This window comes from Pararhizobium sp., from assembly GCF_965279435.1.
GTDB lineage: Bacteria > Pseudomonadota > Alphaproteobacteria > Rhizobiales > Rhizobiaceae > Pararhizobium.
The window spans coordinates 24,465-50,592 of record NZ_CBDIHY010000002.1 but is presented as its reverse complement, the minus strand read 5'-3'; the positions used below and the strand labels follow the sequence as shown (position 1 = coordinate 50,592).

The window sequence follows — 26,128 nt, the reverse complement described above, 5'->3', positions numbered from 1 at the left end:
GGCAGCTGCGACAGGGTGGTCGGTCCTGCCGGCTACGAGACGTGCATTATGTAAACAAATCAAGCGAGGCCGACTTTCGAGATGAAGGGTTTTATCCTGGTCGTCACGCTCAACATCTCTGATGGGTTGAGCACCTGCATGCCATGGGCTTGCGGCCCCTCGGGCAGATTGAACGCATCGACGGGATGGGTGACGGGCTCGAAGCAGAAGAAGTCAGCCTCTGGGGATGGAGAAAAGACGACATATTGATTTAGGCCTTCACCGACTTCAATTTCGGCGGCAATGCCGCGCGCAGGCCAGTCGATCCGGGCTTTTCCATTCCAGCCGGTGAACCAGTTGTTGATCCAGCGCTCTGGCAGACGGTAGCGCGTGTTAAAATCCATATCTGCATGGTTCGATACGGCGTCGAATATTTCCGGCAGGTGATCAGCCTGTTCCAGCCAGACGCCCTCAGCTGAAGCCGCCAGGAAAGTTTCGCGATCACGCACGAACCATGGGTGAAAACCAGCGCCGAAGGGTAGGCGGATACTTGCCCGGTTGGTGATGGTCAGCTCCATGATCAGCGCCATGCCGTCCAACCGGTAAGTCATCAACGCATCATAGCGAAACGGGCCGGGCCCCTCTGCCAAAAGCGATAGAGTGATATGGTTGTCAGCCTGTTCATCCACGATCCAAGCCGAGGAAAAACCATTGCCGTGGATAGGATATTTCTCCGTTTCAATGTTGCGTTCGATCGGGTGGAATGTTCCGTCGAACATAAAGCCACCGCCAGAAACACGCCCGGAAAAAGGGATCAGCAGAATGTTGGACAGATGAAATGGATGCTGTGTTGCCGGGTCCGCAGCGCGGAAGATCGGTTGCCACGCATTGCCGATAAAGACATCGTAACAACTGAGACCGGCGCCGAGGTCGGGGCGGACAGTGATCCGAGCGCTACCGTTGGAGAGGGTGACGGACGTCATCACCAGCCGCCGTCGATGGCAATGTTCTGGCCGGAGATCATGTCAGAGGTGGGCGAGACGAGGAAATGCACGAGATTGGCGACGTGGGTCGGCTGAATGCGCGTTTTCAGGGATTGGTTTTCAAGTACCCAGTCGTTGTATTGCTGCAGCCGGTCGGCAAAGATGCGCTCCTCGGCCTCCGATACGATGGCTCCCGGCGAAACAGCGTTGACGCGGATGCCGTGCGGTCCGAGTTCTCGCGCCAACGACTTTGTCAAACCAAGCATCGCGCCTTTTGACGCGACATAGGGGACATAGCCGTCCCATCGCCCGTTGAGTGTCAGTGAGCAGAAGTTGACGATTTTCCCGTAGCCCTTTTGCTTCATCGCCGGCGCTGTCGCGCGGGTCAATGCGAAGGCGGCGGAAGAATTGACCCGAACCTGATCCTCGTACTCCTCTAGAGAAAACTGTTCAAAGGGCTTGTTGATGATCAGCGCCGCGTTGTTGATCAGGATATCGATGCCGCCGGTGCTTGCAGAAAGCTCAGACACCCGCATTTCGGTGGATGCCAGCGTGTTCAGGTCCTCGCCGATAAAGATTGCCCTAACGCCATGGGTGTCGGCGATCTGCGTCGCGAAATCCTCTCCGCCTTCGGCGCGCGGCCGATCCAGCAACAGCAGTGTGGCGCCGCTGTGGGCAAGGCGCTCGGCTTGGGCGCGGCCGAGTGTTCCCAAAGCGCCGGTCAAAAGAACGGTTTTCCCAGACAGGTCGGTCATCTTATCCTCACAGCAACTCGTGGACTTCATCGATCGATGTTGCTGTCGTTGGGCGATCGAAAACGATCTCGCCGCGCGCCATGGCGACGATACGGTCACAGGATTGGAACACGTGCTGCATATTGTGCGAGATGAAGATGCCGGTGAGCCCCTGCGCTTTCAGCCCTCGCACAAAGCCGATGACCTTGTCAGTCTCTTTGACCGACAGATGGTTGGTCGGTTCGTCGAGAATCAGGACTTTCGACTTGAAATGCATGGCACGGGCAATGGCGACACCTTGCCGCTGACCGCCGGAAAGCTCGCCAACCAGGGCGTCGGGTGATCGCAGATGCAGATCCACGTCGGCGATGGCTTTGACACTCTCCTCGCGCATGCGTTTCTGATCCATGATGCCGAAGCCCCCGATCGACCATTTGATCGGCTCGCGGCCAATGAAGAGATTGCGGGCGATCGACATGGTGGGAACCATGGAATTGTACTGGTAGATGGTCTCGAGCCCATGGCGCATCGCCTCTTTCGGGTTGCGTATCTCGACCTTTTTTCCCTCGATGAGGATCTCCCCCGAATCCTGATGATGGACGCCGGAGAGGATTTTGATCAGTGTTGATTTACCAGCACCGTTGTCACCGACGAGGCCTACCGATTCTCCGGGATTGATAGTCAGATTGATGTTCTTGAGTGCGTGGACACCGCTATACCATTTCTGCAGGTTGCGGCATTCGATAATCGGGACTGTCACTTGTGCGCCTCCACCTTGATCTTGCGGGACATCTTGCCCATCCAGGCGTTGGCGATGACGGCGAACATGGTGAGCACGCCGATCGCGAACTTGAACCAATTGGCATCGACGCGGGACAGAACGAGGCCATTGTCTATGGTGCGGATCAAAAGCGTGCCGATGATCGCGCCGAACACAGTGCCAATGCCGCCGGCAAGTGCCGTGCCGCCAATAACCGCTGCAGCAACTGCCTGAAGCTCCAGCCCCTCTCCAATTGAGGGGAGTGGCGAGCCAAGACGTAGCACTTGCAGCAGACCGGCAAACCCCGCGAGAACCGAGCAAAGCATGAAGCAGATGATCTTGACGCGCTTGACGGGAATACCCATCGAAGCGGCGGCCTCGTTGAAGCCGCCGGTGGCGCGGATCCAGTTCCCGAAATTCGTCAGAGAAAGCAGGCCAGCGACAAGGACCGCGATGACAATGAACCAGATGAAGGACATGCGGATGATGGCTCCTTGCCAGATATAGTCCGTGAAGAGCCAAGTTGGCAGATCATCGGGAAGCAAGGGCGGGAAGCCACCGGAGATGACGATGGTCAAAGAACGGGCAATGAAGAGCATGCCGAGCGTTGTGATGAAACTTGGAATAGTGAACTGGAGCGTGATGTAGCCGTTGATGAAGCCAATCAAGGCGCACAGCAGCAGACCGAGCAGCACGGCTGCGGTGAACGGTACACCAGACGTGAGAGCAACCGCCATCGTCATGGGCATCAGTGCAAAAACAGAGCCGACCGAAAGATCGAACTCGCCGCAGATCATCAAGATCGTCACGCCGATCGCAACGAGCGCCATCTCGGGCAGAAGTCCCATGATGCCGCGAATGTTCTCGAATGACAGAAGGATGCCGTTCGATTTCACCTGGAATACAATCATCAAGATAATGAGGAGGGCGAGACCGGCGAGTTCGGGCTTGTCCAGATAGATTTTCAAAAACCGCTTCATGGGGCTGCTACTCATCGTTCAGCAACTTGCCTCCGCGGAGACAAGTTGCTGGTTTCAAATAGGCAAATCAGTGTCAGCGAAGACCCTTTTTCGCCATCTCAAGGATCATCGGCACATCCTTGGGCGTGACGATTCCCTGTCCGGTATCGATATCGGACGGTGCAAGGCCTGCCGTCTTGTAGAGATAGGTTTCCATGACCGGCATGAACCCTTGCATGTAAGGTTGCTGGTCGACCTGGACCTGCACATAGCCTGCCTGCATTTGCTGGAGGACTTCGGGCACGAGATCGAAGCCGCCGAGCAAAACTTTACCCGGTTCGATGCCACGATCCTTCAGCACCTTGGCAACGCCAGCATGCCAGTAACCGGTATCGAAATAGGCTGTGGTGTTGGGATTGGCGTTCAGATAGGCGCCGATGCGATCCGCCGTCAACGCGAGGTCGGTGGCGGAATCGATGCGCGTGATGTTGATTTCACGATCCTTGTGTTCTGCCTTGTATTCCTCAAGGAATTTCATGACGCCACCAGCACGTTGCTCGGACCAAGTCTGGCCGGGAGCATTCACGCCGACAAGCAGGTTCAGAGGACCGTCCTTCGGAAAGTTTTCCGACTGTGCCTTGGCGAGCGAATAGCCGGCCGCCGTAAAGCCTTGGCCGATGAAGGCCTTGCGGGCGTTACCCTTGGCACCTTCACTGTCGTCAACGTTGACGGCCAGCACCAGAATGCCGGCATCGACCGCCTCCTGGATGACGGCGTCATAGGCCTTGTTATCGACGATCGCGACGAAGATCGCGTCCGGCTTCGAAGCGATCGCCGCTTGCAGATTGGCGACCGCTTGCTCGACAGACCCTTCTGTCTGAGTGAGGATCAACTGGCAATTGGCACCAACCTTTTCGCAGGCATCGTCATAGCCCTTCTTGACGGACTGCCAGAAGGTGTTTGAGGCCGAAGAATGGCTGATGAAAGCGATATTGAGGCCTTCGGCGCTGGCGCCGGATGCCATCATTGTCAGCCCGAGGGCTGTTCCTGCTATCAATTTCCGGATCATGATGTTTCTCCTCCCGTTGTTACATCAAACTGGTTACTGGCGCGGATCACTCCGGCGCATCGAAGAACTCGGCCCTTGACCGGGCGATCTCTGGTAGCGACTTCAATATTTCGCGCAGGTGTGTCCGCACGGCGTCCTCCGCTTGTGCGACGTCGCCGGTTGCGATCGCATCGACGATCCGCTCGTGCTGATCGATCAGGCGGCCGACGTGCATGTCATCGACACTGAGGAACCGGACACGATCCATCTGCGCCTTGACACTTTCAATGACACTCCAGGCGTAGGCGTTGCCGGCGGCTGCGGCGAGTGTCCGATGAAACAGTTCATCAAGCCGCAAGAACGCGGCACGATCATTGTACGGCACCTGCTTCTGTCGGCCGATCTGTGCGCGCAGTTCGGCAACGGTCGTATCCGAATGCTCGGCAGCGACATGACGGACAATATCGGCCTCTATCGCTTCGCGGACAAACCGGACATCCATGACCGAGGCCGTCGAAATCTTGGTGACATAGGTGCCACGCTGCGGCAGCACCTGGACAAGACCCTCTTCAGACAGCTTGATGAAAGCCTCGCGAACCGGCTGACGGCTGATCGACAACGACTTGGCGATTTCCGATTCGGAAATCCTTCCGCCCGGCAACAGTTCCGCCTGGATGATCTGCTCGCGCAGAATGCGGTAGACCTGAGGCCCAACGGCTTCTGTCGGCGACAGAACTCGAAACGGCTTCGCGTTATCCATACTCAGCCTCCCCTTGTTTATTCTGTAATAAAAGCTACTGGCATACTACCATACAAGTCAAGGGTGCCATTGCTGTCTTTACGCATCTTGTTTCGACATGCGGCGGCTGACGGTGAATTTGCGGTCGAGATCTGCAGCCAGATCGACCCCATGGCCGGGGCCTGGCGGAACGGTGATCATTCCGTTTGTTACTGTTGGAAGCTGGGTGGTGAGGTCGGCGTACCAGGTTTTATAATAGGCACGCACGCTCTCTTGAACCAGCGCATTGGGCACGTTCAGCGACAGATGTGTCGATGCGGAAAGCACAACGGGCCCCGTGCAATCATGCGGTGCTACCGGCAGATGCCAAGCCTCGGCCATCGTGGCGATTTTCTTCGCTTCCGATATGCCGCCACACCACGACAGGTCGAGCATTATGACGCCGGCGGAGTCCGTTTCCAGAAGATCTCGAAAGGCCCAGCGGGTGGCGAGCGTCTCTGATGCGCACAGCGGCGCGCGGCTGGCAGCCGCATAGCGCTTCAGGCTGGAGAGCGAGTCCATCTTTATGGGATCCTCGTGCCAGAACGTTGCAAACGGCTCGAGCGCCCGGGCGATCTGTATGGCCGGCATAAGTTGCCACATGGAATGGAACTCGACCATGATGTCGATTCGATCACCGACGCGCTTGCGGATCTTCTCGAACGGTTCGAGTGCCTTGCGCAGATCGGGGCCGGAAATGTACTGGCCGCCGGATTTTTCCGCAGCGATATCGAATGGCCAAATTTTCATGGCGGTGATGCCGTCAGCGAGAAGGTCCTCGGCGAGTTCGTCGGCCCGCTCGAGAAAGCCGTTGAGATCGTCGTAATCCTTGCGTGGACCGCCAATGCCGTAATTGGCGGTTTGCTGCCCCTTGGCGTCACGCATATAGGTATTGCCGGCGCAGGTGTTGTACGTGCGGATTTCGCGGCGTGAGAAACCGCCAAGCAACTGCGCGATGGGCAGGTTGGTGGACTTGCCGAAAAGATCCCAAAGCCCGATATCGACGGCTGAGTTCCCGCGCATTTCCGCGCCGGTCGAGCGGAAGCCGAGATAACCGGTTAAGTCTTTGGAAATGCGGTCGATCTCCAGCGGATCGCGGCCGAGAAGTTTCGGAGCCACGACTTCGTGGATGTAGGTCTCGACCGTCTGGGCCATGAAGAATGTTTCGCCAAGACCGACAAGCCCTTCGTCGGTATGGATCTGGACCCACAGAATGTTCGAGAATTCCTGGACGCGGATAGTTTCAAATGCCGTAATTTTCATCGTTCAATACACCCCGGCCGCCAGAAGTGCCCTTACCGTCAGATCAAAATGCTCAACCATGGCCTGTTCGCCTTTTGCCGGATCGCCGTTGGCGATCGCCTGGGCGATGATCATGTGTCCGTCGATACTCTCCTGCCGCGTCTCGTTGCTCCCGCGGCTTGCCCAGCCAATCGGCCATGTATGGCGGGTCACAAGATGGAAGGAGCCGACAAGCAACGAGAACATCGGATTGCGCGATGCGACGCCGATTGCCTCGTGGAAAGCGATATCGTGCTCCATAACCTTCTGTGGATCGGCGAAATCGATCTGCATCGCATCGACAAGACCGATGATCTCCGATGCCTCCTTGTCGGTCCGGCGCAGCGCTGCGAGCACCACCGTCCTGCGCTCGATCGTGCGGCGAACGTCGAAAATCTGTTGGATCGTTGCCTGATCGGTATGAACGGCGTGATCGGTGATCATTGCCAGCACGTCCGCTTTGGGGGTGGCCACACGCGCCCGGCGACCGTTGCCGATATCGATCAGGGTTAGCGCCGCCAGTGATCGATAGGCCTCCCGGACGATGGTGCGAGAAACGCTGACCTGTTCTGCAAAGGCACCTTCGCTCGGCAGTTCGTCACCGACCTGCAAGCCATGCTCCCGAATATAGACTTTCACGGCAGTCATCACGCCACCGAGCAATCCCTCACTGGCGGGTTTTTCGATGGACCCCTCGCTGGAGTCAGGGATAAAATCCGTCAAGCTATCCTCCTACCTATCATATAGGTTTTACTTCACCTTGATTTATTGTCTGGCTTGGGTATTGTCAATCGCAATTATTCGATGCCTTGGGAGGGGTCATTGCAGACAAGCATTCAATTCGCGGCGCAGGACATTGTTGGCGAAAGTGTCATCTGGGCGGCGCACGAGCAGGCGCTGTACTGGGTGGATATCGTCGGCAAGCGCATTCATCGCCTGGAACCGGAAAGCGGCCGGCACGATGCGTGGCCGGCTCCTGATTTTCCAACATCGATCGGCCTGCGTGAGAATGGAGGCTTCATTGTCGGTCTGTGCCGGGAAGTCTGCTTCTGGTGCCCGGACAGTGCATTCGAGCCCTTTGTTGTTCCTGAGCCGGATTTGCCGGAGAACAGACTGAACGAGGGTCGCGTGGCCCCAGACGGATCCTTCTGGGTTTCCACCATGCAGAATAATCTTAATCCCGACGGCACGCCCCGCGAAATGACTGGAAGATCCGGCGCAATCTACCGTATTGATGCCGACGGAAGCGTGATGCAGCTGACCCCGCGCGAATATGGGATCACCAACACTATGGGCTGGACAGGGGGCAATCGCTTCCTTTTTGCCGACACGCCGCAGAATGAAATCTATTCTTTTGCCTACGATCCGCAGACGAAGCGTCTGTCCGATCGCCGGACGATCGTCAAAGGATTCGCACGCGGGTTGCCGGATGGTTCCTGCATGGATGCGGAGGATACGCTCTGGAATTGCCGTGTGGTCGGTGGCGCTTCGATTGCCCGGTTTACACCGCGGGGCGAGTTGCTGGCGCTTGTCGAGCTTCCCGTCTCCTGGCCGACGAGTTGCACCTTTGGAGGCCCTGATCTTTCAACCCTCTATGTCACGTCGGCCCGCTTCACCATGACGCCGGATCATCTGGCTGCCCATCCCATTGAAGGCAGCCTGCTCGCGATCGCAGATGCGGGCGTAGGTATTTCCGAACCGAAATTCGCCGGTTGAGGAAATGTCAAGAAGCCGGTTGACTTGCTGGTATGGTAGAATGTTAGTTATGGGACTTGTCGGTGACGGAGAGCGGTTCAATGGAGTTTTCGGGCAAGAGCATCGTCGTTACCGGTGGCAGTCTGGGTATGGGCCGGGCGTGCTCGGTGCGTTTTGCCGAAGGCGGGGGCAAGGTGTTGGTCGTCTCCAATGATGCCGGATCGGTTGCCGAAACCGTTGCGATAATCGGCCCGAATGCATCGGGCTTCATTGGTGACGTCCGCTCCGCACAGGACATGGAACAGGCTGTTGTTGAAGCCGTGGCACGGCACGGCGGTGTCGATATACTCGCATGCTGCGCTGGTATTCAGCGCTATGGCACGGTGGTCGACACGCCGGAGGATGTCTGGGACGATGTCTTTGCAGTTAATCTCAAGGGCATTTATCTCGCCTCGCGCTTTGTAATACCGGAGATGAAAAAGCGCGGTGGCGGCGCAATTGTTGCCATTTCATCCGTTCAGGCCTACGCCTCGCAGACGGGGGTAGCCGCCTACACTGCCAGCAAGGGCGCGATCAACGCGCTGGTCCGGGCGATGGCGCTAGACCATGCCACCGACAATATTACGGTCAATGCCGTTTGCCCCGCCTCTGTCGATACCCCGATGCTCCGCTGGGCGGCCGACCAATGGAAGGGCGATCACAGCCAGGATGAAATGATTGCGCTTTGGGGAAAAGGCCATCCGCTTGGCCGTGTCGGCAAGCCGTCCGAAATCGCCGAACTCGTCGCCTTCCTTGCCAGCGACAAGGCGCGGTTCATCACCGGTGCCGATCTCAAGATTGATGGAGGGACGATGGCCAAGCTGGGCATCGTGCTTCCCGAATGAGCATTATTAAAGGAGACCAGACATGAAGCGGCCCATCATCACCGACATTCGCGCCACCACCGTGACGGTTCCGCTCGAAGCGCCCCTCAGGCATTCCAACGGCGCCCATTGGGGCCGCTTCGTGCGCACAATCATTGAGGTCGAGACGGATATCGGCATTGTCGGCCTCGGCGAGATGGGAGGCGGAGGTGAGAGCGCCGAGGCAGCGTTTGCTGCCCTTAAATCCTATCTTGTCGGCCATGACCCTTTCGAACTGGAGCAACTCCGCTTCAAAATCTGCAATCCGACGGCCAGCCTCTACAACAATCGCACCCAAATGTACGCGGCCATCGAATTTGCCTGTATCGACATCATCGGAAAATTTCTTAGCATTCCGGCCTACGACGTCCTTGGCGGCAAGATGCGCGACGAGGTGGGTTTCGCCAGCTATCTGTTCTTCCGGTTGCCAAACAAAGATACAGGTACTGGCGAAATCCGCACGGCCGAACAGCTAATTGAACAGGCGCTCAGCCTGAAGAAGACGCACGGCTTTACGGCGCACAAATTGAAAGGCGGAGTTTTTCCACCCGGCTACGAGCTTGAGGTCTATCGAGAGCTAGCGAAGGCCGTTGGAACGGACAGCGTGCGCTACGATCCAAACGCCGCTTTCACCGTCGAGGAAGCTGTCCGCTTTGCCAAGGGTATCGAGGATCTCAACAACGACTATTTCGAGGATCCGACATGGGGTCTCAACGGTATGCGGCGGGTGCGTGAGAATACCCATATGCCGCTTGCGACCAACACCGTCGTCGTCAACTTCGAGCAGCTTGCGACCAATGTCCTGAGCCCTTCATGCGACGTGATCCTGCTCGACACGACCTTCTGGGGCGGCATTCGGGCCTGCGTCAAGGCTGCTGCGGTCTGCGAGACTTTCCAACTGGGGATCGCCGTGCATTCCTCGGGCGAACTCGGTATCCAGCTCGCGACGATGCTGCATCTTGGCGCCGTCTTGCCAAACCTCGTTTTTACGGCGGATGCGCATTACCACCAGCTTGTCGACGATATCATCATTGGTGGGCCGATGAAGTATGTAAATGGCAGGATCGCCGTTCCCACAGGACCTGGCCTTGGCGTCGAGATCGATCGGGAAAAGCTCGGCACTTATGCCGAACTTTACAAAGCACTCGGTGGATATCTCTACGACCGCGACCCTTCACGCCCAGGCTGGTTTTCAACGGTGCCGAACACACGCTGGGCCGATCCGGAGGACGCACGCATTGTCGATTATTGAATCGATAGAGTCGCATCGACGCAGACAGAAGATCCGATGGCACATGTCCATAAAGGCTGATGAAGAGAATTACATGAAGTCAGGCAGGTGCGGTTCTGTTATTTGAGGCTTTTTATCAGCGGGGCCGGAATGTTTACTGTGCCGCAAAATGGAAATACAATCTACGCTTGTTCTGTCTCAATCCTGTGAGCTAGATTCCGCAAAAATCTATCCGTCCGGATACAACTGCCTGCGATAAGGTTGTGCTTTGCAGTTGCATCAACTGAAATTGAAGAGATGCTGCAGGATGTCTTGACCCGATTGCTGACCACCGACACGCCATCAGCTGCCGCTGTTGTCTTGGTTCGCGATGGCGCCAGAGCTTCAGATGACCGACTGTGGTCCGAGGGTTTCACGGATGTGATCTCGGTCGCAACCAAGCCCCAAAACAATTTGGCGGTACCTATTATCGGCGTCGATAATTCAAGCGAGGCCCAACCATGTCCCGCTCGGATTTCTGTTCCCTCGGCCTTACAGCCGTTAGGCGAAGGGGTACCTTGACAGAAGGCGCAACTATGACCATGCCGCTTAGATTCTGCGGCTTGTTTGAATAGGGGAATTGGGGCATTCAGACCAGCAATAAATTCAAGTGACTTGATTGCGATGAAAGAGGAATGGTAATCGTGATCTCAATCACGGTTGGCTTCCACGAAGAGAGCTGTACTGCAAGGCACCTGGGCGCATTCGCTCCTAACAATAGAAGACAAAGATCGCATGAAAAACGGGCTTGGATTGACGACGGTAGTTGCCGATAGTGATGATGCGCAGGCCGCCAATCCAGTCCGGTTGGGGATGCGTTTGCGGCTTGCGCGTCAGACGCGGGGGATGACGTTGAAGGCCCTTGCGGATGCCGCCAATTGCTCCGAAAGTCTGCTGTCGAAAATTGAAAACGGCAAGGCATCGCCGTCATTGCCCATGCTGCACCGCTTGGTTGGTGCGCTCGATACAAATATCGGCTGGATGTTTGAGGAATCCGATGGGGAGGAGGGGATCATCTTTCGGGCCGGGACACGACCGCTGATCGCACTGGATCCTTTGCGGCGCGGCGAGGGGATTTCGCTGGAGCGGATCATTCCCTACTCGGCCGGGCATCTGCTTCAGTGCAATATCCATCACATCGAGGAAAAGGGTGAAAGCGCCGGGCCTATCCAGCATGCCGGAGAAGAGGTCGGGTATCTCCTTGCCGGTGAAATCGAATTGATTGTCGATGGCAAGAGCTTCATGCTTGCGACCGGCGACGCCTTCGTCTTCAACTCCGAACTGCCGCATCATTATCGCAATACCGGCCGTGAGCGCGCCAGCATCTTCTGGGTTAATACGCCAGCCACATTCTGAGTAAGCCCCCTTCGAAAAGTTAAATTCAAGAGACTTGACAAAAATTCAAGTCTCTTGAATTATGTCCTGGCGCTCAAGCGCTTGATGAGCCCGGCTACGGGCCTTTCCGAAAACAAGGGGAACCCGAATGCGCCTTTCCAGACTTTTGATCCGCAGCACCGCAGCCGTCGTCATGACACTTGCTTTCGGCGCCGCGTCCGCCAGCGCAGATACGTTTGCGCTCGTCACCATCAACCAGCAGGCGTTGTTCTTCAACCAGATCAACGACGGTGCGCAGAAGGCTGCTGATGCCGCCGGTGCCAAGCTGGTGATCTTCAATGCCAACAACGTGCCTGCCGCACAGAACGACGCGATCGAAAATTATATCACCCAGAAGGTTGATGGCATCATTCTCGTCGCCATCGACGTCAATGGCGTGAAGCCCGCGATCACAGCGGCCAAGACGGCCGGCATTCCGGTCATCGCCATCGACGCGCAGATCCCGGACGGAGACAACATCTCCTTCATCGGTGTCGACAATGCCAAGGCTGGCGAAGATATCGGCAAATTTTTTTCCGATTATGTGAAGTCCGATATGTCCGGCACTGCCAAGACCGGCATTGTCGGGGCCCTCAATTCCTTCATCCAGAACCAGCGGCTTGACGGTTTCAAGAAGGCTGTGACCGATAGCGGCCAGGCTGTTACTTTCCTCGACACCGTTGATGGCCAGAACCAGCAGGACATCGCGCTGGGGGCTGCCGAGAACCTGATGACCGCCAATCCCGACATGACGACGATCTACGCCACCGGCGAACCGCAGCTGATCGGCGCCGTTTCGGCTGTCGAAAGCCAGGGACGTCAGAAGGACGTCAAGATTTTCGGCTGGGACCTGACGGCACAGGCCGCCAAGGGTATCGAAGAAGGCTGGGTCACAGCTGTCGTTCAGCAGGATCCGGCCGGTGAAGGCAAGGCTGCCGTCGAAGCGCTGGTCAAGCTGAAGAAGGGCGAAACCATCGATCCGATCATCAATGTTCCGGTGACGATCGTCACCAAGGACAACGTTGCCCAGTTCAAGGACATGTTCAAGTAAGGGTTTTTCCCGCATCATCGCGGCATGGCCGGTTTTTAGGAAACTGGCCATGCCCGTTCAGGCAATCGGGGAGAACCCATCATGACCGACGGCACACCATACCGCGTCCGGATGACCGGTATTTCGAAACGTTACAATCCTATTCAGACGCTGGACAATGTCTCGCTGACCCTCAAGCCCGGCGAAGTGCTGGGGCTGGTCGGTGACAATGGCGCCGGCAAGTCGACGCTGAGCAAGGTGCTTTCCGGCGCCGTCATTCCAGATAGCGGCACCATCGAGATCGACGGCAAGGCCGTTTCCTTTTCATCGCCGGCCGATGCGCGCGGCGCCCACGTCGAGATGGTCTATCAGGACCTCTCCCTCTGCGACACCGTGGATGTGGCTGGCAATCTCTTCCTTGGCCGCGAACCGCGCCGCCGCATTCTCGGTGTGCCGTTCCTCGACAACAAGAAGATGCACGGGCTTACCCGCGATATGCTTGATCGTCTCGGTATCGTCATTGCCGATACGCGGCTGAAGGTCGAAAACCTGTCCGGTGGCCAGCGCCAATCGATCGCTATTGGCCGCGCCGCTTCGTTCGAGCCCAAGGTGCTCATCATGGACGAGCCGACTGCAGCGCTTGCCGTGGCCGAGGTCGAAGCCGTGCTGGAACTGATCCGCACGGTCAGTGCCCGCGGTGTCAGCGTTATCCTGATCACCCACCGCCTGCAGGACCTGTTCCTCGTCTGCGATCGCATCCAAGTCATGTACGAAGGGCGCAACGTCGCCGAACGGCTGATCGGCGAGACCAGCATCGAGGAAGTCGTCAACCTGATCGTCGGGCGCAAATTTTCGGCCCGTTCCGCCCGGCACGGCAATGAAACTGGAGTTTCCGCATGAGCATGCCCTCAAGCCAAACCGGGCATGCCGGTTCTCACGTTTCGCCTTCCCGTCTGCGCAAGGCAACGCTTTGGGACAAGCTTTTGGCAAACGGCAGCGTCGTGTCGATTGCCCTGTTCTTTCTCGTCGTCTGCGTTGTCTTTTCGATCATAACCGATGCCTTCTTGACGGCGCCGAACCTGCTCAACATCATCCGCCAGTCGGCGCCGCTCCTGATCGTTGCTGCCGCCATGACCTTCGTCATCACCACCGGCGGCATCGATTTGTCGGTCGGCTCGGTGCTGGCGCTGGTCGCCACGTTGTCGGCAACGGCCTTGCAAGCTGGGATCGCGTGGCCACTGGTCATTCTCTTGATGCTGTTGCTCGGTGTCATCATCGGCGCCATCCACGGCTTCTTCATTGCCTATGAGCGCATTCCAGCCTTCATCGTCACGCTGGCGGGCCTGTCCGTCATCCGTGGCCTGGCGCTGCTGATTACCGGCGGTTACTCGATCCCGGTCGATCCGGCGAGCTTCTTCACCGTCATCGGCCGATCCTGGTTTCTCGGTGTTCCCGTGCCGGCGCTGATCGCCCTCGTGGTGCTGCTGGTCGCCTATATCGTCTTCAACGAAACTCCATTCGGCCGCTATGTCACCGGCATCGGTGCCAATACCGAGGCCGTGCGCCGCGCCGGCATCGACACGCGCTTCACGACGATGTTCGTCTATATCCTCTCCAGTGCTGCGGCAGCATTGGCCGGCATCATCGTCACCGCCCGCCTCGGTTCCGGGTCATCCAATGCGGGCCAGGGTTTTGAGCTTGAAGTCATTGCCGCCGTGGTTCTCGGAGGCACCAGCCTGTTCGGCGGACGGGGCACAATCCTTGGCACCGTGCTCGGCGCTCTAACCGTTGCCGTCATCGCCAATGGGTTGATCCTTGCCCATATGTCACCCTTCCTGACGCCCATTGTCACCGGCACGATCATTCTGATCGCCGTCTGGCTCAACTTCCGCCTCTTCCGGGGCGCAGTCAGGGGCAAGTGATATGGATCATTTGTTCGATACAGTGCCCAGAGAGCGCGCGGAGATTGGCGTGAAGACGGGAGCAGTGATGACCGTTCTCGGTCCGGTGCCGGTCGCCGAGATGGGTATCACCCTGATGCACGAGCACATCCTGCTCGACGGCGCCAAATCCTGGCGCTGCCCCTGCCACCCGGAAGCCCAGGCCATCGGCGAGCAGAAGGTCAGCATGGAGATCATCGGCGAATTGCGGATGAACCCCTATATGAACCGCGACAACGTTTCGCTCGACGACAGCGATCTGGCACTGTCGGAGTTGAAGCGGTTTCAGGCATTGGGCGGTCATACGGTCGTTGATACCACCAACATCGGCATCGGCCGCGAGCCCGTCAAACTCGCCCGCATCGCAAAAATGTCCGGTCTCAAGATCGTCATGGGCACTGGCTTCTACCTAGAATTCAGCCATCCGGACTGGTTAAAAGCCATGGATATCGACGAAGTGGCGGCCTTCATCGTCAACGATGTCGGCGGTGGCGGGACCCAGCCGGAGGTCATGGCCGGCATTATCGGCGAGATTGGCGTCAGCAAGGATTTTACGTCCGAGGAACGCAAGTCGCTGCGGGCTGCGGCCCGCGCCTCGAAAATCACCGGCGTGCCACTTTCCATCCACCTGCCCGGCTGGGAGCGGCTGGCGCATGAGGTCCTCGATATAGTCGAGGAGGAGGGCGCTGATCTGCGCCACACGGTTCTCTGCCACATGAACCCAAGCCATGACGATCTGCCGTATCAGAAGGCGCTGGCCGAGCGTGGCGCTTTTCTCGAATACGACATGATCGGCATGGATTTCTATTATGCCGATCAGGACGCCCAGTCGCCGTCCGACGAACAGAACGCCCGCGCGATCCGTTCGTTGATCGATATGGGTTACAGTGACCGCGTTCTGCTCTCGCAGGACGTGTTCCTGAAAATCATGCTCACCCGCTACGGCGGCTTCGGCTACGGCTTCATCCTGAAGCATTTCCTGCCGCGCCTGAAGCGGCACGGGGTTGATCAGGAAGCTATCGACCGGATGCTGATCGACAATCCGAAATCCGTTTTCTCCAGCGTTCTCTGAGCGCTGACAATAAAGTCCAAGGAGTTTCCATGTCCAAGTCCAAAGTCCTTCTCGCAGGTGAGTCCTGGGTTTCTACCGCAACCCACATCAAGGGTTTCGACCAGTTTCCGACCGTCACCTATCATACCGGCGCCGACGAGCTGCTGGCTGCGCTGAAAGACAGCCCGTTTGATGTGCAGTTCATGCCGGCCCACGAGGCCCAGCGCGATTTTCCGCAATCGCTGGAAGCGCTGTCTGCCTATGACGCGATCATCCTGTCGGATATCGGCGCCAACACGCTTCTGCTGCATCCCGACACATGGATCCACTCGAAGACCACACCAAACCGTCTTCGCCTGCTGCGTGATTATGTCTGCAATGGCGGCGCCCTGCTGATGTTTGGCGGCTATTACAGCTTTCAAGGCATCAATGGCGGCGCCCGCTACCACAGGACACCGGTCGAGGACGTGCTGCCGGTTTCATGCCTGTCTGTCGATGACCGCGTCGAGGTTCCGGAAGGCTTTGCGCCCGTCGTCACCGCCAAGGAAAGTCACCCGATCCTCAAAGGTCTTGGTACAGACTGGCCGGTCCTGCTTGGTTACAATGAAGTGACAGTCAAGGACGGCGCCGAAGTTTTGGCGACGGTCTCGACCGATTACGGTTCGCAGCCTCTGCTGGTCACCGGTACCTACGGCAAGGGCCGCACCGTCGCCTGGACCTCCGACGTCGGTCCGCATTGGCTGCCATCGAGCTTCATCGCCTGGCCGGGCTACAAGACCCTGTTCGAGCAGATGCTTGCCTGGGCAACGGCGAAAGCCTGAGCCATGCGCGTCCATGTCGTTGGCAATGCTTGCATCGACACCACTTTCCGTCTCGACCGCCTTCCAGAAGCGGGCGAGACGCGGAATGCGGTGAGCCATGCCGACGGCCTCGGCGGCAAGGGCGCCAATCAGGCCGTAGCTGCGGCGCGCACCGGTGCGCCTGTCACGCTTTGGGCCGCAATCGGCCGGGATGGCAATGGCGCCTGGATTCGCGAAACACTGACCGGCGAGATCGATAGCGCCTGCCTGACGGAGTTCGATCTACCGACCGACCGTTCGACCGTTGCTGTCGATGCTGTTGGTGAAAACATCATTCTTAGCGGTGTCTCCTGCGCTCTGGCATTTGATCCCCTCGCACAGACCAAATTTCTCGATACGATCGCGCCGGACGATGTGCTGGTCATGCAGGGCAATCTTTCCGGTGTGGTGACCGGCGCCTGCCTGCGGGCCGGGAGGGCCAAAGGGCTCACGACAATCTTGAATGCCAGCCCGCTGGCGGCAGGTGAGCCGCCCGAGTTCGCAAATGTGGACTTCGTCATTGTCAACGAAGGTGAGGCTCAAGCCATTTCTGGCTCCCGCGAACCGGCTCTCGCCGCGGCCAGAATCATCGAATCTGGTGCGCGCCGGGTGATCGTCACACTCGGCTCCAGAGGTTGCCTTCTTCTTCTGACCGGCATCAACGCGGCTCCAGTCTATATCGAAGCTCCGAAGGTTTCGGCGATCGATACCAGCGGCGCCGGCGATGTGCTGTGCGGCATCTTTGCGGGCTACCTGGCCAGGGGAGTGCATCCGCAACGTGCCATCCGCATCGCAGTCGAGGCATCCGCGCTGGCGGTGACACGGCCCGGAACACTCTCCTCCTGTCCAACAGCCAAAGAACTATCAGCTCTCATCAAAACATCAGAAACGGAACACCCATGATACAGACCTCAAAACCGGTCGGCCCGGGCACCGGCGATGCGATCACGTCCCTCTTCGGCCGTAGCAAAGCTGTCATCGGCGTCGTGCACCTGGCACCTCTGCCGGGTGCGCCGCGTTACAATGGTGAGGCTGTCGAGGACATCTACACCCAAGGCCTGGACGATGCCCGCGCCTATCTCGAGGGCGGCTGCGATGGTGTCATCGTTGAAAACCACGGCGACATTCCCTTCTCCAAGCCAGATGATATCGGCCCCGAAACCGCCGCCTACATGTCCGTGATTTCCGATCGCATCCGCCGCGAACTCGGCCGCCCGATCGGTATCAACGTCCTGGCCAACGCTGCCATTCCCGCTCTTGCCATCGCCGGTGCCAGCGGTGCCGGCTTCGTGCGCGTCAACCAATGGGCCAATGCCTATGTCGCCAACGAAGGCTTCATCGAGGGCGAGGCGGCTCGCGCCATGCGCTACCGCGCGAAACTTCGCGCTAGCGGCATCAAAATCTTTGCTGATGCCCATGTGAAGCATGGCGCGCACGCGATCGTCGCCGACCGGCCGGTGGAAGAACAGGTCAAGGATCTGGTCTTCTTCGATGCCGATGCGGTGATTGCGACCGGCCAGCGAACCGGTCATGCCGCCGATCTCGGCTATATCCGCCTGATCAAGGAGGCCGCCGGCCTGCCGACTCTGGTCGGCAGCGGTGTCACGCCCGACAATGCCCGTGATATCCTCGACATCGTCGATGGCGTGATTGTCGCAAGCTCGCTGAAATATGACGGCGTCTGGTGGAACAAGGTCGAGAAGGCGCGGGTCACGGCCTTCATCGCCGGACTAAAGAAATGATACCTTCAGTGGAGATCAACGGCGCGCGTCTGCTGAAGAGGCTTGACGACTTCGCCGCAATCGGCGCGACGCCAGCAGGCGGTGTCAACCGGCAGGCGCTTGGTTCGCAAGACCAGGCTGCCCGCACGCTTCTCGCTGACCTCGCGCTGGAACGCGGCTTCCGTGTTTTCCAGGATCCTTTGGCTAATCTATTCATTCGCCGCGATGGCCGAAACGGGCATCGCGCGCCGTTTCTCATCGGCAGCCATCTCGACAGTCAACCAACCGGGGGCCGTTATGACGGCGCTCTCGGAACGCTCGGTGCTTTCGAGGTTCTGGAGACGCTGGAGGACGCCGGAATAGTCACAGATATACCGATCGAAGTCGTGGCGTGGACCAATGAAGAAGGCAGCCGGTTTGCGCCAGGGGCCATGGGCTCTATGGCATTTTCGCAGGGTAATATCCCGCAAAGTTGGCACGATGCCAAGGGAACGGATGGCGTGCTGTGGCGCGATGCACTGGCAGCGACCCTCGCGGCTCTGCCCATAGCTGAGCCGAGGGCGCTCGGATTTCCCATCGCTGGTTACCTGGAACTCCACATCGAACAGGGGCCTTCTTTGGAAAATGAAGATATCCCGATCGGTATCGTCACCGGGGTTCAGGGTACTCGCTGGCTTGAGATTACGGTCAAAGGGCAAGCGGCGCATGCCGGGACCACCCAGCTGGCCTTCCGGCGCGATCCGATGATGGCCGTGAATGCAGCGTTGCACGGCCTGTACGCGACGATCATGCCTGGCGATGAAAGCGCACGCTTTACCGTCGGGAGGATCGCCGCCCATCCAGGTTCCGTCAATGCCATTCCGGGCTCCGTTAGCCTCAGCGTCGATTTACGCCATCCGGATGCCGAGCGCCTTGCCGCAGTCGAGGCACACGTGCTGGCGACCTTTCAGTCCTCTGCCGCGCAGCATGGCTGTGAGCTTGGGATCCACAAGACATTCGATATGATGCCGGCGGAGTTTTCCAAGCGTCTGATCGACAGCGTTGAGCGGGCGGCACGCCATCTCGGACTAGCGGCCAAACACATGGTCTCCGGGGCCTTTCACGATGCACTTTACGTGGCTCGGATAGCCCCGGCCGCCATGATTTTCGTGCCCTGCCGGGACGGTTTAAGTCACAACGAGGCGGAATATGTCGAACCCCGGCATGCCACGGCGGGGGCACAGATGCTTCTTGAAACCGTGCTGGATGTTGCGAAGTATCGTAAAGTTAACGCGCTCAGGCTTTAAAGTGGGCGTATCGCTATCGTTCATTTAGCGTGAAAGTGAGCGGTATCGGGCCATGTTTGTATGGCGAGCGGCTCGCAGCTCTCTATGGTGTGCGGATGGAATACTGTAGCGGGGAATGCGCGCGAGCTTGGCGATTGGGTCGTGGATGGATACGAAACGCGGAAGGTGTCGGGCTGACTTGAGCCGCTTCATGATCCTCTCCCGTCTTTGGATCGGCTGATGGGAATTCTCGGCTTGCCTGTTCAAGCCCTTGTGCAAGCGATGCCCGACGCCGGGCATGATATCGCGTTTTGCGGCGCCATAGGATCGGAGCTTGAACGTGATAATCACACGAGGCGAACGGCCTTGACCCTTGAGGCGCTTTCGCATCAGGTGTTTTGCAGCTTTGGCATTGCGGCGACTTTGCACCAAGGCGTCGAGAACAAGCCCATCCTGATCGATGGCCAGCCACAGCCAGTGCTTCCTTCCCTGGATGGCGATGACGACCTCGTCGAGATGCCACTTATCGCCGAGCCTGCCGGCTGATTGCCTCCGTATTTCAGAGGCAACATGTCTGCCGAATTTTTCCGCCCAAAGTCACACCGCCTGATGAGATAGCATGATGCCGCATTCGGCCAACAGATCTTCGACTATTCGTAGGCTCAACGGAGAGCGGAAAGAGAGCCAAACCGCATGGGCGATCACGTCGGCTGGAAATCGGTGACGACGATAAATGGGATCACGAGCTAATGGTCATGACGCCAGATCCCATATTTCGATGGCCGCTCGGTTAATGTTACGATGCCCGCGTTGGGTATCTGATCCGCCTTGGATTGACATTCGACGGCGACAATCCCAAAGGGGGATATGCCGTGTAGCCCAAGGATGCTCTAATGAAAAAGAAACCGTCAGGCGTTGGCGGTCGCAGAGAGACCCCCCAGGCTTTTGTCACCGCTCAGGATGTGGCTGATTTGGCGGGGGTATCGCGTGCGGCGGTGTCACGCAGCTTCACCCAAGGTGCCAGTGTTTCGGAAGAGACGCGCCAGCGCGTCATCCGCGCGGCGGAGGCGCTTGGTTATAGGGTCAACCGGCTGGCACAAACCCTCAGTGGAGGGCACTCCAATATGGTTGGGGTCGTCGTTGCAAATATGAGCAGCCCTCATATGTCTCATCAACTGGATCAGCTCAGTGGTGTCCTTCTTCGCCAGGGAATGCAGTGCCTGCTTCTGAACGCCTCGGCCATCGCGGGAGATATCTCCAAACTCATTGAACTCATCCTTGAATTCCGCGTGCGTGCGGTGGTGGTCCTGTCGGGTACTCCCCCGGAGGCGATCATTGAAGAGTGCATGAGTAACAACGTCAGAATGGTGCTGGTCGATCGCAGCCACCATGATGAGGTCGACAATATCGTAAGCGATGATGCGGAGGGGGCCCGCTTGGCTGCCGTCCGCCTGATTGCCGCAGGCTGTAAGCAAGTCGCTGTTGTCAGCGCGCGCAGGACGTCAAGCCAGTTTCGCCGCCGGACGGAGTTCATTGCCCACATGCAAAAGGCAGGTATCAAGACGATTCCTTGGGCTATGGAGGAGCCCAGTTACGATGCCGGAAAACGTGCGGGATTTGAGTTGCTGGAGAACGGCAATATCGATGGCGTATTCTGCGTAACGGATTTGCTGGCGATAGGACTGCTTGATGCAGCACGGGCGCTGTCAAAAAGAGTACCAGAAGATGTGAGTGTCATTGGGTTCGATGATATTCCCCAGGCAAATTGGCACGCGTATCAGCTGACGACTATCCGCCGTAAACAGAATGCAATGGCCGAGAGCATTCTCGAAGCCATCGAGCGCGACCACGCCAGTGGTGTACCTGTCCATTGCCTGATCCCCGTCGAGCTCATCGAGCGCGGCACCGTAAAGGTTCATCAGACCTGACCTGAAGTCGTGGCCGCCAGGAACGGGTTTTTCGAAGGTTTCTTTTGCAACCGCGTACAAAAAATATCACCAATTTCGGATGAAAATTCTAATTTGTAAGATATTTTGGAAAATTATTGCCCATTAATACTATTTATTCGGCTTATTTTTTATACTTTTGAATCTTCATCCATAATTATTGACACAAATTGCAATCGCGTACATTGTTTCTGCACGGAGGCGGCAGGGGGGGCCATACTATGGTGCCGTCCTTCGTTAGCAGAATAATGGGAGGGGATCTTGCTCAATCAGCGGGCGGCAAGTCATGAAAATACGGGCCACGAAATCTCGGCGCTGGCAGCGTTGCGTTTCCGGTTTTCCAGGATTTCGGTGGAGCGCTGGCTCAGTCTTGCTCTGACTCTTGCCCTTGTCGCCTTGATCGTAGTCCCACTCATTGAATTGATACGAGAAACGCTGACGGTCCAGCAATATGACCGGGCTTATTTGCCCGGGGCAAAAGTTGGGGACTTTACATTTTTCCATTATGAACGCGTGTTCAGTAGCCCCATGTCTGCGGCGCTCTTTTTCAAGCCTTTTCTGAATTCGCTGATAACGGCGTTCGCGGCGACGGGTGTCTGTCTTGCGCTCGGCGGAACGCTGGCGTGGCTCGTCGTGCGCACGGACATCCCTTTCCGCAGCACGCTGCATACTGTCGTGATGATCCCTTACATGTTGCCGTCCTGGGTGATGGCCTTGGGATGGCTCATTTTTTTCAAGAACGAACGCATTGGGGGCTCGCCTGGCGTATTCGCGTATCTGACGGGCGTTCAACCGCCGGATTCGCTGGCCTATGGTGCGGTCCCGATCGTAATCTGTCTTTCACTTCACTACTATGTCTACGCCTATCTTACGGTTTCAACCTCGATTGCAAACGTTGACAGCCAGTTGGAAGAGGCTGGCGCCATGGCGGGCCTGTCACGCCGCAAGCAGCTGCTCATGATCACGATGCCTTTGCTTCTGCCGGCAATCGGCTCAGCCGTGGTGATGACGTTCATCCGCGTCGTTGGTTCTTTTGGCACGCCTGCAGTTCTTGGTATGCCCGTGCGCTTCTATGTCCTGCCGACGCAGATTTATGCAGCGATTGGGATGCGCAATACGGGGGACGGTTTCCTCTTGGCCCTCGTTCTGGTCTTGCTCGCAGGATTGTTCATCTACATCAACCAGCGAATGATTGGTGTCCGTAAGAGTTTTGTTACTCTGACAGGCAAGGGCTTCCGTACCCGCACGACGCCGCTTGGCGCGTGGCGATGGCCCGCGCTGTTACTCATCGGTCTTCTGCTCCTGGCAGCAGTTGTCTTTCCGCTCGGTTTGCTCGTGCTTCAATCCTTGATCAAGCAGGTTGGTAACTACGACCTCACGAACCTTACACTGTACTATTGGATCGGCGGCAATTCCGAAGGTATGGCGATCAACCAGCCTTCGCTTGTCGACAACGCCGATATCATTGCGTCCACATGGAATAGCCTGCGCCTCTCGTTTCTTGCGGCGCTTGCCGCAGGGTTCTTCGGCGTCCTGATCAGCTATGTCGTGGTTCGGACGCGGGGATCCTTCAGTTCAAGGGCGCTGGAGACCATTTCCTTCATGCCGTACATTTTCCCGGCTTTGGCCTTCGGCGCGATCTATATCGGTTTGTTTGCGCGGCCCATCGGTCCGTTTCCGGCATTGTATGGAACGTTCACACTTCTCGTCTTGATTTGCACGGTCAAGATGCTGCCGATCATCACCCGCACCAGTATCTCGACCCTGCTTCAACTCGATAAATCGCTGGAAGAAGCAGCTCAGGTCCAAGGCATAGGCTGGGCCAAACGGATGATCCGCATCGTCGTTCCGATCGTTGGCGGCGGCCTGTTTTCCGGCATGTTGCTGGCCTTCGTCAGCATCATGCGGGAACTGTCCCTTATCATTTTGCTCGTGACCCCATCAACGAATGTGCTCGCAGGCGCGATCTACAATTATCAGATCGGCGGGCTCGAACAATTGGTGGGCGTGGCCTCCACTTTGCTCGTCGTTCTCGTCATCGCAATCAACTTCCTTGCCCGCGCCATCGCGCGCAAGGCGAACATCGCGGTGATCTGACCACACCAAAAAACCGATACTCAACGCCAGAAGAGGGAGATTTGGCATGTTTGTAAAAGCAAGACATCTGACATTAATCGTAGGCGTGGGCCTTGCGGCAGCGATGGCGGGCGCTGCCTGGGCCCAAAGCTCTCCGGAGTTCGAGACTTGGCTCAAGGATGCCAAGCTTGGCGCTTATCAGGCCGGGGAAAACTGGGACGAGGTTGTTGCCGCAGCGAAAAAGGAAGGGGCGTTGATCGTCTATTCCTCGGCCACGACAATGACGGCGGCGGGCGAGGATTTCGCCAAGGCCTATCCCGAGATCAAGGTGCAGGTATTCCCACTGGGGCCTGAAAAAACCATTGAAAAGGTACTGAGCGAGCATCAGGCCGGCATCTATAATGTCGATGTGGTCTATTCCGGTGGTACGCAGCAAATGGTGTATGACCTGCTGCCAAACCAGAACATCGTCAACTACGTTCCTGCCTATCTCAAGGACCGGATCGATGAGAAATACCGCGAGCCGCTTTTAACTCAAAACATCGAAGCCTTCGCGATTACCTATAATGGCGAAGCGAATGCCACCCCGCCTATCAAAAATATCTGGGAGCTGACGGAACCCAAATGGAAGGGCCGTTTCGTCATGAAGGCGCCCATCGGATCGGCAACAACGACGACGGCACTTGCTGCGTTTGTCGAGCGCTCCGATGACTTGGCCAAGGCCTACGAGGCCCATTCCGGCAAGAAGATCGAATTGTCCGATGGCGTTGAAAATGCTGGATACGAGTTTCTGCATCGTATCCTTGCCAACGATGTTGTGATCCAGTCCAACAGCGGAAAGATCGCAGAAGCATCCGGTAAGGCCGGCCAAAAGATGCCGCCGATTACGCTGGCGCCAATGGCATATCTGAGCCGCAACGATACTGATGGCTACGTCAATGTTGCGGCCTACGATCTGGTTCCCTCAGGGATTATCACCTATCCGAACTTTGTCGCTGTCGCCGGGCAGGCGCCACATCCGAATGCCGCGAAGCTGTTCATTGCGTACATGATGGGCTCGAAGGATATCAACAAGGACTCGCAGTTTAAGCCGCCCTTCCGCGAAGGGGAATCCGGCAAGCTGCTCCAGGGCATGGGACCTTTTTTCCGGATCGGCACTTTCTCTCCACGCAACGACGTTCCTATGCCACCCACCGGCGAAAACTGGCCGCAGGCAATCAAATGGCAAGCAACGCCGGAATTCGTCCGTGACAATTCCGCCAAGCTCAACGACTTCTGGCTCTCGCGGGCGAACTAAACATGACCTGGCCCAACCTGGGGGAGCCTCGATGAACGAGATTGTATTTAGGTCTATAACCAAGACCTACGGAAGTCACGTGGCCATACCTGGCCTTGATTTGGAAGTTGCGAAAGGCAGCTTCGTGACATTGCTGGGTCCCTCGGGTTGCGGCAAGACGACAACACTGCGCATCGTTGCGGGGCTGGAGCAGGCCTCGGCCGGCACGCTTTCGCTCGGTGGGCGATGTATCTATTCAAGCGCCGAAGGCATTTTTGTGCCTCCGGAAAAGCGGGGACTTGGCTTCATTTTCCAGAGCTACGCCTTGTGGCCGAACATGAAGGTGGCCCGCAACATTACCTTGGCGTTGACCGAGGCACGCATGGCAGCAAGTGAAGTGCGCAACCGGCTCGAGGACGCCCTTGCCAAGGTGCAGTTAAAGGGTTTGGAGGAACGGTATCCCTCCGAGCTCTCTGGTGGGCAGCAACAGCGTGTCGCGGTTGCGAGACTAATTGCGGCGCGCAACTCGATCCTTTTGATGGATGAGCCTTTGTCGAACCTCGACGCGAAGCTGCGCACGGAAATGCGCAGGGAATTAAAGAAGCTGCATGCCGATCTGGGAGCGACAACGATCTACGTTACCCATGACCAGGTCGAAGCCCTGACCATGTCGGACGTGATCGTCGTGATGAAGGGTGGCATGATCGCGCAGCAGGGCACCCCACATGAACTCTACCACCAGCCGGCCAATCTGTTTGTCGCCGAGTTCATCGGTGACCCAAAGATCAACATCCTTCCCGGTCACATGGACGGCGACGCGCAGGGGCCGCGGGCGATATTTGAGGGCTTCAGTATGCCCATGGCAGAAGGTTTTGATGTCGATGGGCCGGTGACGTTTGCAATCAGGCCGGAACACGTCGAGATTCACCCAAAGTCCGTCGCCGGCGCGGTCGCAGCGTCGGTGGATATCGTGCAGCCGATGGGATCGCAGACAATCGTTTCGCTCACGGTCAACGGACATCCGGTCACGGCCCTCATTCCCAAGTTCGCCCAGGGGCTCGGCCAAGAGGAAGTGTGGGTAAGTTTCAATCGAGAGCATATTTTGGTTTTCGACAAGTCTGAGAGATTATGCGTGCCGGAGAAGCCGTCAGTGCGAGAATACAGGCGAAATACCGGCGGTTAGTCTGAGGGGCCGTGACTGCCGCTGTCGTACGGACAGCC

The 26,128-nt window shown here is 57.6% G+C and carries 24 protein-coding genes and 1 pseudogene; 16 read left to right on the top strand and 9 right to left on the bottom strand.

All coding sequences use genetic code 11. The features are described 5' to 3' along the window. Positions 1 to 59 precede the first annotated feature (59 nt). The 8 genes from ACQY8Q_RS01780 to ACQY8Q_RS01745 all read right to left on the bottom strand — a co-directional run bounded on the left by ACQY8Q_RS01780 (position 60) and on the right by ACQY8Q_RS01745 (position 7,170). The gene (locus tag ACQY8Q_RS01780; protein ID WP_428424074.1) at positions 60 to 962 is read right to left on the bottom strand and encodes an aldose 1-epimerase; all 903 of its coding nucleotides are present in this window, start codon (positions 960 to 962) and stop codon (positions 60 to 62) included. Next, positions 962 to 1,717, bottom strand: coding sequence for an SDR family oxidoreductase (locus ACQY8Q_RS01775; protein ID WP_428424072.1), 756 nt, complete (start codon positions 1,715 to 1,717; stop codon positions 962 to 964). Before ACQY8Q_RS01775 ends, ACQY8Q_RS01780 begins: the two co-directional genes overlap by 1 nt. Positions 1,718 to 1,724: 7 nt before the next feature. After that, on the bottom strand, positions 1,725 to 2,456 hold the full coding sequence (locus tag ACQY8Q_RS01770) for an ATP-binding cassette domain-containing protein (protein WP_428424070.1): 732 nt from the start codon (positions 2,454 to 2,456) through the stop codon (positions 1,725 to 1,727). Continuing rightward, the gene (locus ACQY8Q_RS01765; RefSeq protein ID WP_428425508.1) at positions 2,453 to 3,436 is read right to left on the bottom strand and encodes an ABC transporter permease; all 984 of its coding nucleotides are present in this window, start codon (positions 3,434 to 3,436) and stop codon (positions 2,453 to 2,455) included. The genes ACQY8Q_RS01770 and ACQY8Q_RS01765 overlap by 4 nt, the downstream gene beginning before the upstream one ends. A 73-nt stretch (positions 3,437 to 3,509) precedes the next feature. Then, positions 3,510 to 4,484 carry a sugar ABC transporter substrate-binding protein gene (locus tag ACQY8Q_RS01760; RefSeq protein ID WP_428424068.1) on the bottom strand — a complete coding sequence of 325 codons (975 nt, stop codon included), beginning with the start codon at positions 4,482 to 4,484 and terminating at the stop codon, positions 3,510 to 3,512. Between the two features lie 46 nt (positions 4,485 to 4,530). Continuing rightward, positions 4,531 to 5,223 carry a GntR family transcriptional regulator gene (locus ACQY8Q_RS01755; protein WP_428424066.1) on the bottom strand — a complete coding sequence of 231 codons (693 nt, stop codon included), beginning with the start codon at positions 5,221 to 5,223 and terminating at the stop codon, positions 4,531 to 4,533. 78 nt (positions 5,224 to 5,301) lie between these two features. Continuing rightward, positions 5,302 to 6,504, bottom strand: coding sequence for a mandelate racemase/muconate lactonizing enzyme family protein (locus tag ACQY8Q_RS01750; RefSeq protein WP_428424064.1), 1,203 nt, complete (start codon positions 6,502 to 6,504; stop codon positions 5,302 to 5,304). Positions 6,505 to 6,507: 3 nt separating this feature from the next. Then, on the bottom strand, positions 6,508 to 7,170 hold the full coding sequence (locus ACQY8Q_RS01745) for a FadR/GntR family transcriptional regulator (protein WP_428425506.1): 663 nt from the start codon (positions 7,168 to 7,170) through the stop codon (positions 6,508 to 6,510). Between the two features lie 156 nt (positions 7,171 to 7,326). Between ACQY8Q_RS01745 and ACQY8Q_RS01740 the strand changes: the two genes are divergently transcribed. From ACQY8Q_RS01740 to ACQY8Q_RS01685, 12 genes are all read left to right on the top strand, one after another. Then, complete coding sequence (locus ACQY8Q_RS01740; protein WP_428425504.1) at positions 7,327 to 8,238, top strand: SMP-30/gluconolactonase/LRE family protein; 912 nt, start codon at positions 7,327 to 7,329, stop codon at positions 8,236 to 8,238. 80 nt (positions 8,239 to 8,318) lie between these two features. Next, positions 8,319 to 9,101 (top strand): SDR family NAD(P)-dependent oxidoreductase, encoded by a 783-nt coding sequence (locus ACQY8Q_RS01735; protein WP_428424062.1) that lies wholly within the window; start codon positions 8,319 to 8,321, stop codon positions 9,099 to 9,101. A 22-nt stretch (positions 9,102 to 9,123) separates the two neighbouring features. After that, positions 9,124 to 10,371, top strand: a complete 1,248-nt coding sequence (locus ACQY8Q_RS01730; RefSeq protein ID WP_428424060.1) for an enolase C-terminal domain-like protein — start codon at positions 9,124 to 9,126, stop codon at positions 10,369 to 10,371. Positions 10,372 to 11,202: 831 nt separating this feature from the next. Further along, positions 11,203 to 11,745, top strand: coding sequence for a helix-turn-helix domain-containing protein (locus tag ACQY8Q_RS01725; protein ID WP_428425502.1), 543 nt, complete (start codon positions 11,203 to 11,205; stop codon positions 11,743 to 11,745). A gap of 127 nt (positions 11,746 to 11,872) precedes the next feature. Beyond that, positions 11,873 to 12,814 (top strand): ABC transporter substrate-binding protein, encoded by a 942-nt coding sequence (locus tag ACQY8Q_RS01720; RefSeq protein WP_428424058.1) that lies wholly within the window; start codon positions 11,873 to 11,875, stop codon positions 12,812 to 12,814. An 81-nt stretch (positions 12,815 to 12,895) separates the two neighbouring features. After that, entirely contained in the window at positions 12,896 to 13,693 is a 798-nt protein-coding gene (locus ACQY8Q_RS01715; RefSeq protein WP_428424056.1) for an ATP-binding cassette domain-containing protein, read from the top strand. Next, a complete protein-coding gene (locus ACQY8Q_RS01710; protein ID WP_428424054.1) occupies positions 13,690 to 14,715 on the top strand; it encodes an ABC transporter permease in 1,026 nt (341 codons plus the stop codon). The genes ACQY8Q_RS01715 and ACQY8Q_RS01710 overlap by 4 nt, the downstream gene beginning before the upstream one ends. A gap of 1 nt (position 14,716) precedes the next feature. Next, a complete protein-coding gene (locus ACQY8Q_RS01705; protein WP_428424052.1) occupies positions 14,717 to 15,805 on the top strand; it encodes a phosphotriesterase family protein in 1,089 nt (362 codons plus the stop codon). Between the two features lie 29 nt (positions 15,806 to 15,834). Next, the gene (locus ACQY8Q_RS01700) at positions 15,835 to 16,605 is read left to right on the top strand and encodes a glutamine amidotransferase (RefSeq protein WP_428424050.1); all 771 of its coding nucleotides are present in this window, start codon (positions 15,835 to 15,837) and stop codon (positions 16,603 to 16,605) included. Between the two features lie 3 nt (positions 16,606 to 16,608). Then, a complete protein-coding gene (locus ACQY8Q_RS01695) occupies positions 16,609 to 17,526 on the top strand; it encodes a ribokinase (protein ID WP_428424048.1) in 918 nt (305 codons plus the stop codon). Then, positions 17,523 to 18,365 (top strand): BtpA/SgcQ family protein, encoded by an 843-nt coding sequence (locus tag ACQY8Q_RS01690; protein WP_428424046.1) that lies wholly within the window; start codon positions 17,523 to 17,525, stop codon positions 18,363 to 18,365. The genes ACQY8Q_RS01695 and ACQY8Q_RS01690 overlap by 4 nt, the downstream gene beginning before the upstream one ends. After that, complete coding sequence (locus tag ACQY8Q_RS01685; RefSeq protein WP_428424044.1) at positions 18,362 to 19,630, top strand: Zn-dependent hydrolase; 1,269 nt, start codon at positions 18,362 to 18,364, stop codon at positions 19,628 to 19,630. The genes ACQY8Q_RS01690 and ACQY8Q_RS01685 overlap by 4 nt, the downstream gene beginning before the upstream one ends. A 20-nt stretch (positions 19,631 to 19,650) precedes the next feature. On the opposite strand, the pseudogene ACQY8Q_RS01680 reads toward ACQY8Q_RS01685, so the two are convergent. Then, positions 19,651 to 20,344, bottom strand: a pseudogene (locus ACQY8Q_RS01680) (IS6 family transposase). A 158-nt stretch (positions 20,345 to 20,502) separates the two neighbouring features. Here ACQY8Q_RS01680 and ACQY8Q_RS01675 point away from each other — a divergent pair. The 4 genes from ACQY8Q_RS01675 (at position 20,503) to ACQY8Q_RS01660 (ending at position 26,090) form a co-directional block, all read left to right on the top strand. Further along, on the top strand, positions 20,503 to 21,537 hold the full coding sequence (locus ACQY8Q_RS01675; protein ID WP_428424042.1) for a LacI family DNA-binding transcriptional regulator: 1,035 nt from the start codon (positions 20,503 to 20,505) through the stop codon (positions 21,535 to 21,537). A 279-nt stretch (positions 21,538 to 21,816) separates the two neighbouring features. Then, entirely contained in the window at positions 21,817 to 23,652 is a 1,836-nt protein-coding gene (locus ACQY8Q_RS01670; protein ID WP_428424040.1) for an ABC transporter permease, read from the top strand. A gap of 46 nt (positions 23,653 to 23,698) precedes the next feature. Next, on the top strand, positions 23,699 to 24,928 hold the full coding sequence (locus tag ACQY8Q_RS01665) for an ABC transporter substrate-binding protein (protein WP_428424038.1): 1,230 nt from the start codon (positions 23,699 to 23,701) through the stop codon (positions 24,926 to 24,928). Between the two features lie 31 nt (positions 24,929 to 24,959). Beyond that, complete coding sequence (locus tag ACQY8Q_RS01660; RefSeq protein ID WP_428424036.1) at positions 24,960 to 26,090, top strand: ABC transporter ATP-binding protein; 1,131 nt, start codon at positions 24,960 to 24,962, stop codon at positions 26,088 to 26,090. Positions 26,091 to 26,128: the final 38 nt, after the last annotated feature.

Bases quoted from the DNA above. Each gene is read 5' to 3' on its own strand.
- ACQY8Q_RS01700 (WP_428424050.1), top strand. From the start codon at position 15,835: ATGTCCAAGTCCAAAGTCCTTCTCGCAGGTGAGTCCTGGGTTTCTACC.
- ACQY8Q_RS01715 (WP_428424056.1), top strand. From the start codon at position 12,896: ATGACCGACGGCACACCATACCGCGTCCGGATGACCGGTATTTCGAAA.
- ACQY8Q_RS01665 (WP_428424038.1), top strand. From the start codon at position 23,699: ATGTTTGTAAAAGCAAGACATCTGACATTAATCGTAGGCGTGGGCCTT.
- ACQY8Q_RS01760 (WP_428424068.1), bottom strand. From the start codon at position 4,484: ATGATCCGGAAATTGATAGCAGGAACAGCCCTCGGGCTGACAATGATG.
- ACQY8Q_RS01750 (WP_428424064.1), bottom strand. From the start codon at position 6,504: ATGAAAATTACGGCATTTGAAACTATCCGCGTCCAGGAATTCTCGAAC.
- ACQY8Q_RS01710 (WP_428424054.1), top strand. From the start codon at position 13,690: ATGAGCATGCCCTCAAGCCAAACCGGGCATGCCGGTTCTCACGTTTCG.
- ACQY8Q_RS01780 (WP_428424074.1), bottom strand. From the start codon at position 962: ATGACGTCCGTCACCCTCTCCAACGGTAGCGCTCGGATCACTGTCCGC.
- ACQY8Q_RS01765 (WP_428425508.1), bottom strand. From the start codon at position 3,436: ATGAAGCGGTTTTTGAAAATCTATCTGGACAAGCCCGAACTCGCCGGT.
- ACQY8Q_RS01695 (WP_428424048.1), top strand. From the start codon at position 16,609: ATGCGCGTCCATGTCGTTGGCAATGCTTGCATCGACACCACTTTCCGT.
- ACQY8Q_RS01775 (WP_428424072.1), bottom strand. From the start codon at position 1,717: ATGACCGACCTGTCTGGGAAAACCGTTCTTTTGACCGGCGCTTTGGGA.
- ACQY8Q_RS01685 (WP_428424044.1), top strand. From the start codon at position 18,362: ATGATACCTTCAGTGGAGATCAACGGCGCGCGTCTGCTGAAGAGGCTT.
- ACQY8Q_RS01755 (WP_428424066.1), bottom strand. From the start codon at position 5,223: ATGGATAACGCGAAGCCGTTTCGAGTTCTGTCGCCGACAGAAGCCGTT.
- ACQY8Q_RS01660 (WP_428424036.1), top strand. From the start codon at position 24,960: ATGAACGAGATTGTATTTAGGTCTATAACCAAGACCTACGGAAGTCAC.
- ACQY8Q_RS01690 (WP_428424046.1), top strand. From the start codon at position 17,523: ATGATACAGACCTCAAAACCGGTCGGCCCGGGCACCGGCGATGCGATC.
- ACQY8Q_RS01720 (WP_428424058.1), top strand. From the start codon at position 11,873: ATGCGCCTTTCCAGACTTTTGATCCGCAGCACCGCAGCCGTCGTCATG.
- ACQY8Q_RS01745 (WP_428425506.1), bottom strand. From the start codon at position 7,170: ATGACTGCCGTGAAAGTCTATATTCGGGAGCATGGCTTGCAGGTCGGT.
- ACQY8Q_RS01725 (WP_428425502.1), top strand. From the start codon at position 11,203: ATGCGTTTGCGGCTTGCGCGTCAGACGCGGGGGATGACGTTGAAGGCC.
- ACQY8Q_RS01740 (WP_428425504.1), top strand. From the start codon at position 7,327: ATGCCTTGGGAGGGGTCATTGCAGACAAGCATTCAATTCGCGGCGCAG.
- ACQY8Q_RS01675 (WP_428424042.1), top strand. From the start codon at position 20,503: ATGAAAAAGAAACCGTCAGGCGTTGGCGGTCGCAGAGAGACCCCCCAG.
- ACQY8Q_RS01730 (WP_428424060.1), top strand. From the start codon at position 9,124: ATGAAGCGGCCCATCATCACCGACATTCGCGCCACCACCGTGACGGTT.
- ACQY8Q_RS01705 (WP_428424052.1), top strand. From the start codon at position 14,717: ATGGATCATTTGTTCGATACAGTGCCCAGAGAGCGCGCGGAGATTGGC.
- ACQY8Q_RS01735 (WP_428424062.1), top strand. From the start codon at position 8,319: ATGGAGTTTTCGGGCAAGAGCATCGTCGTTACCGGTGGCAGTCTGGGT.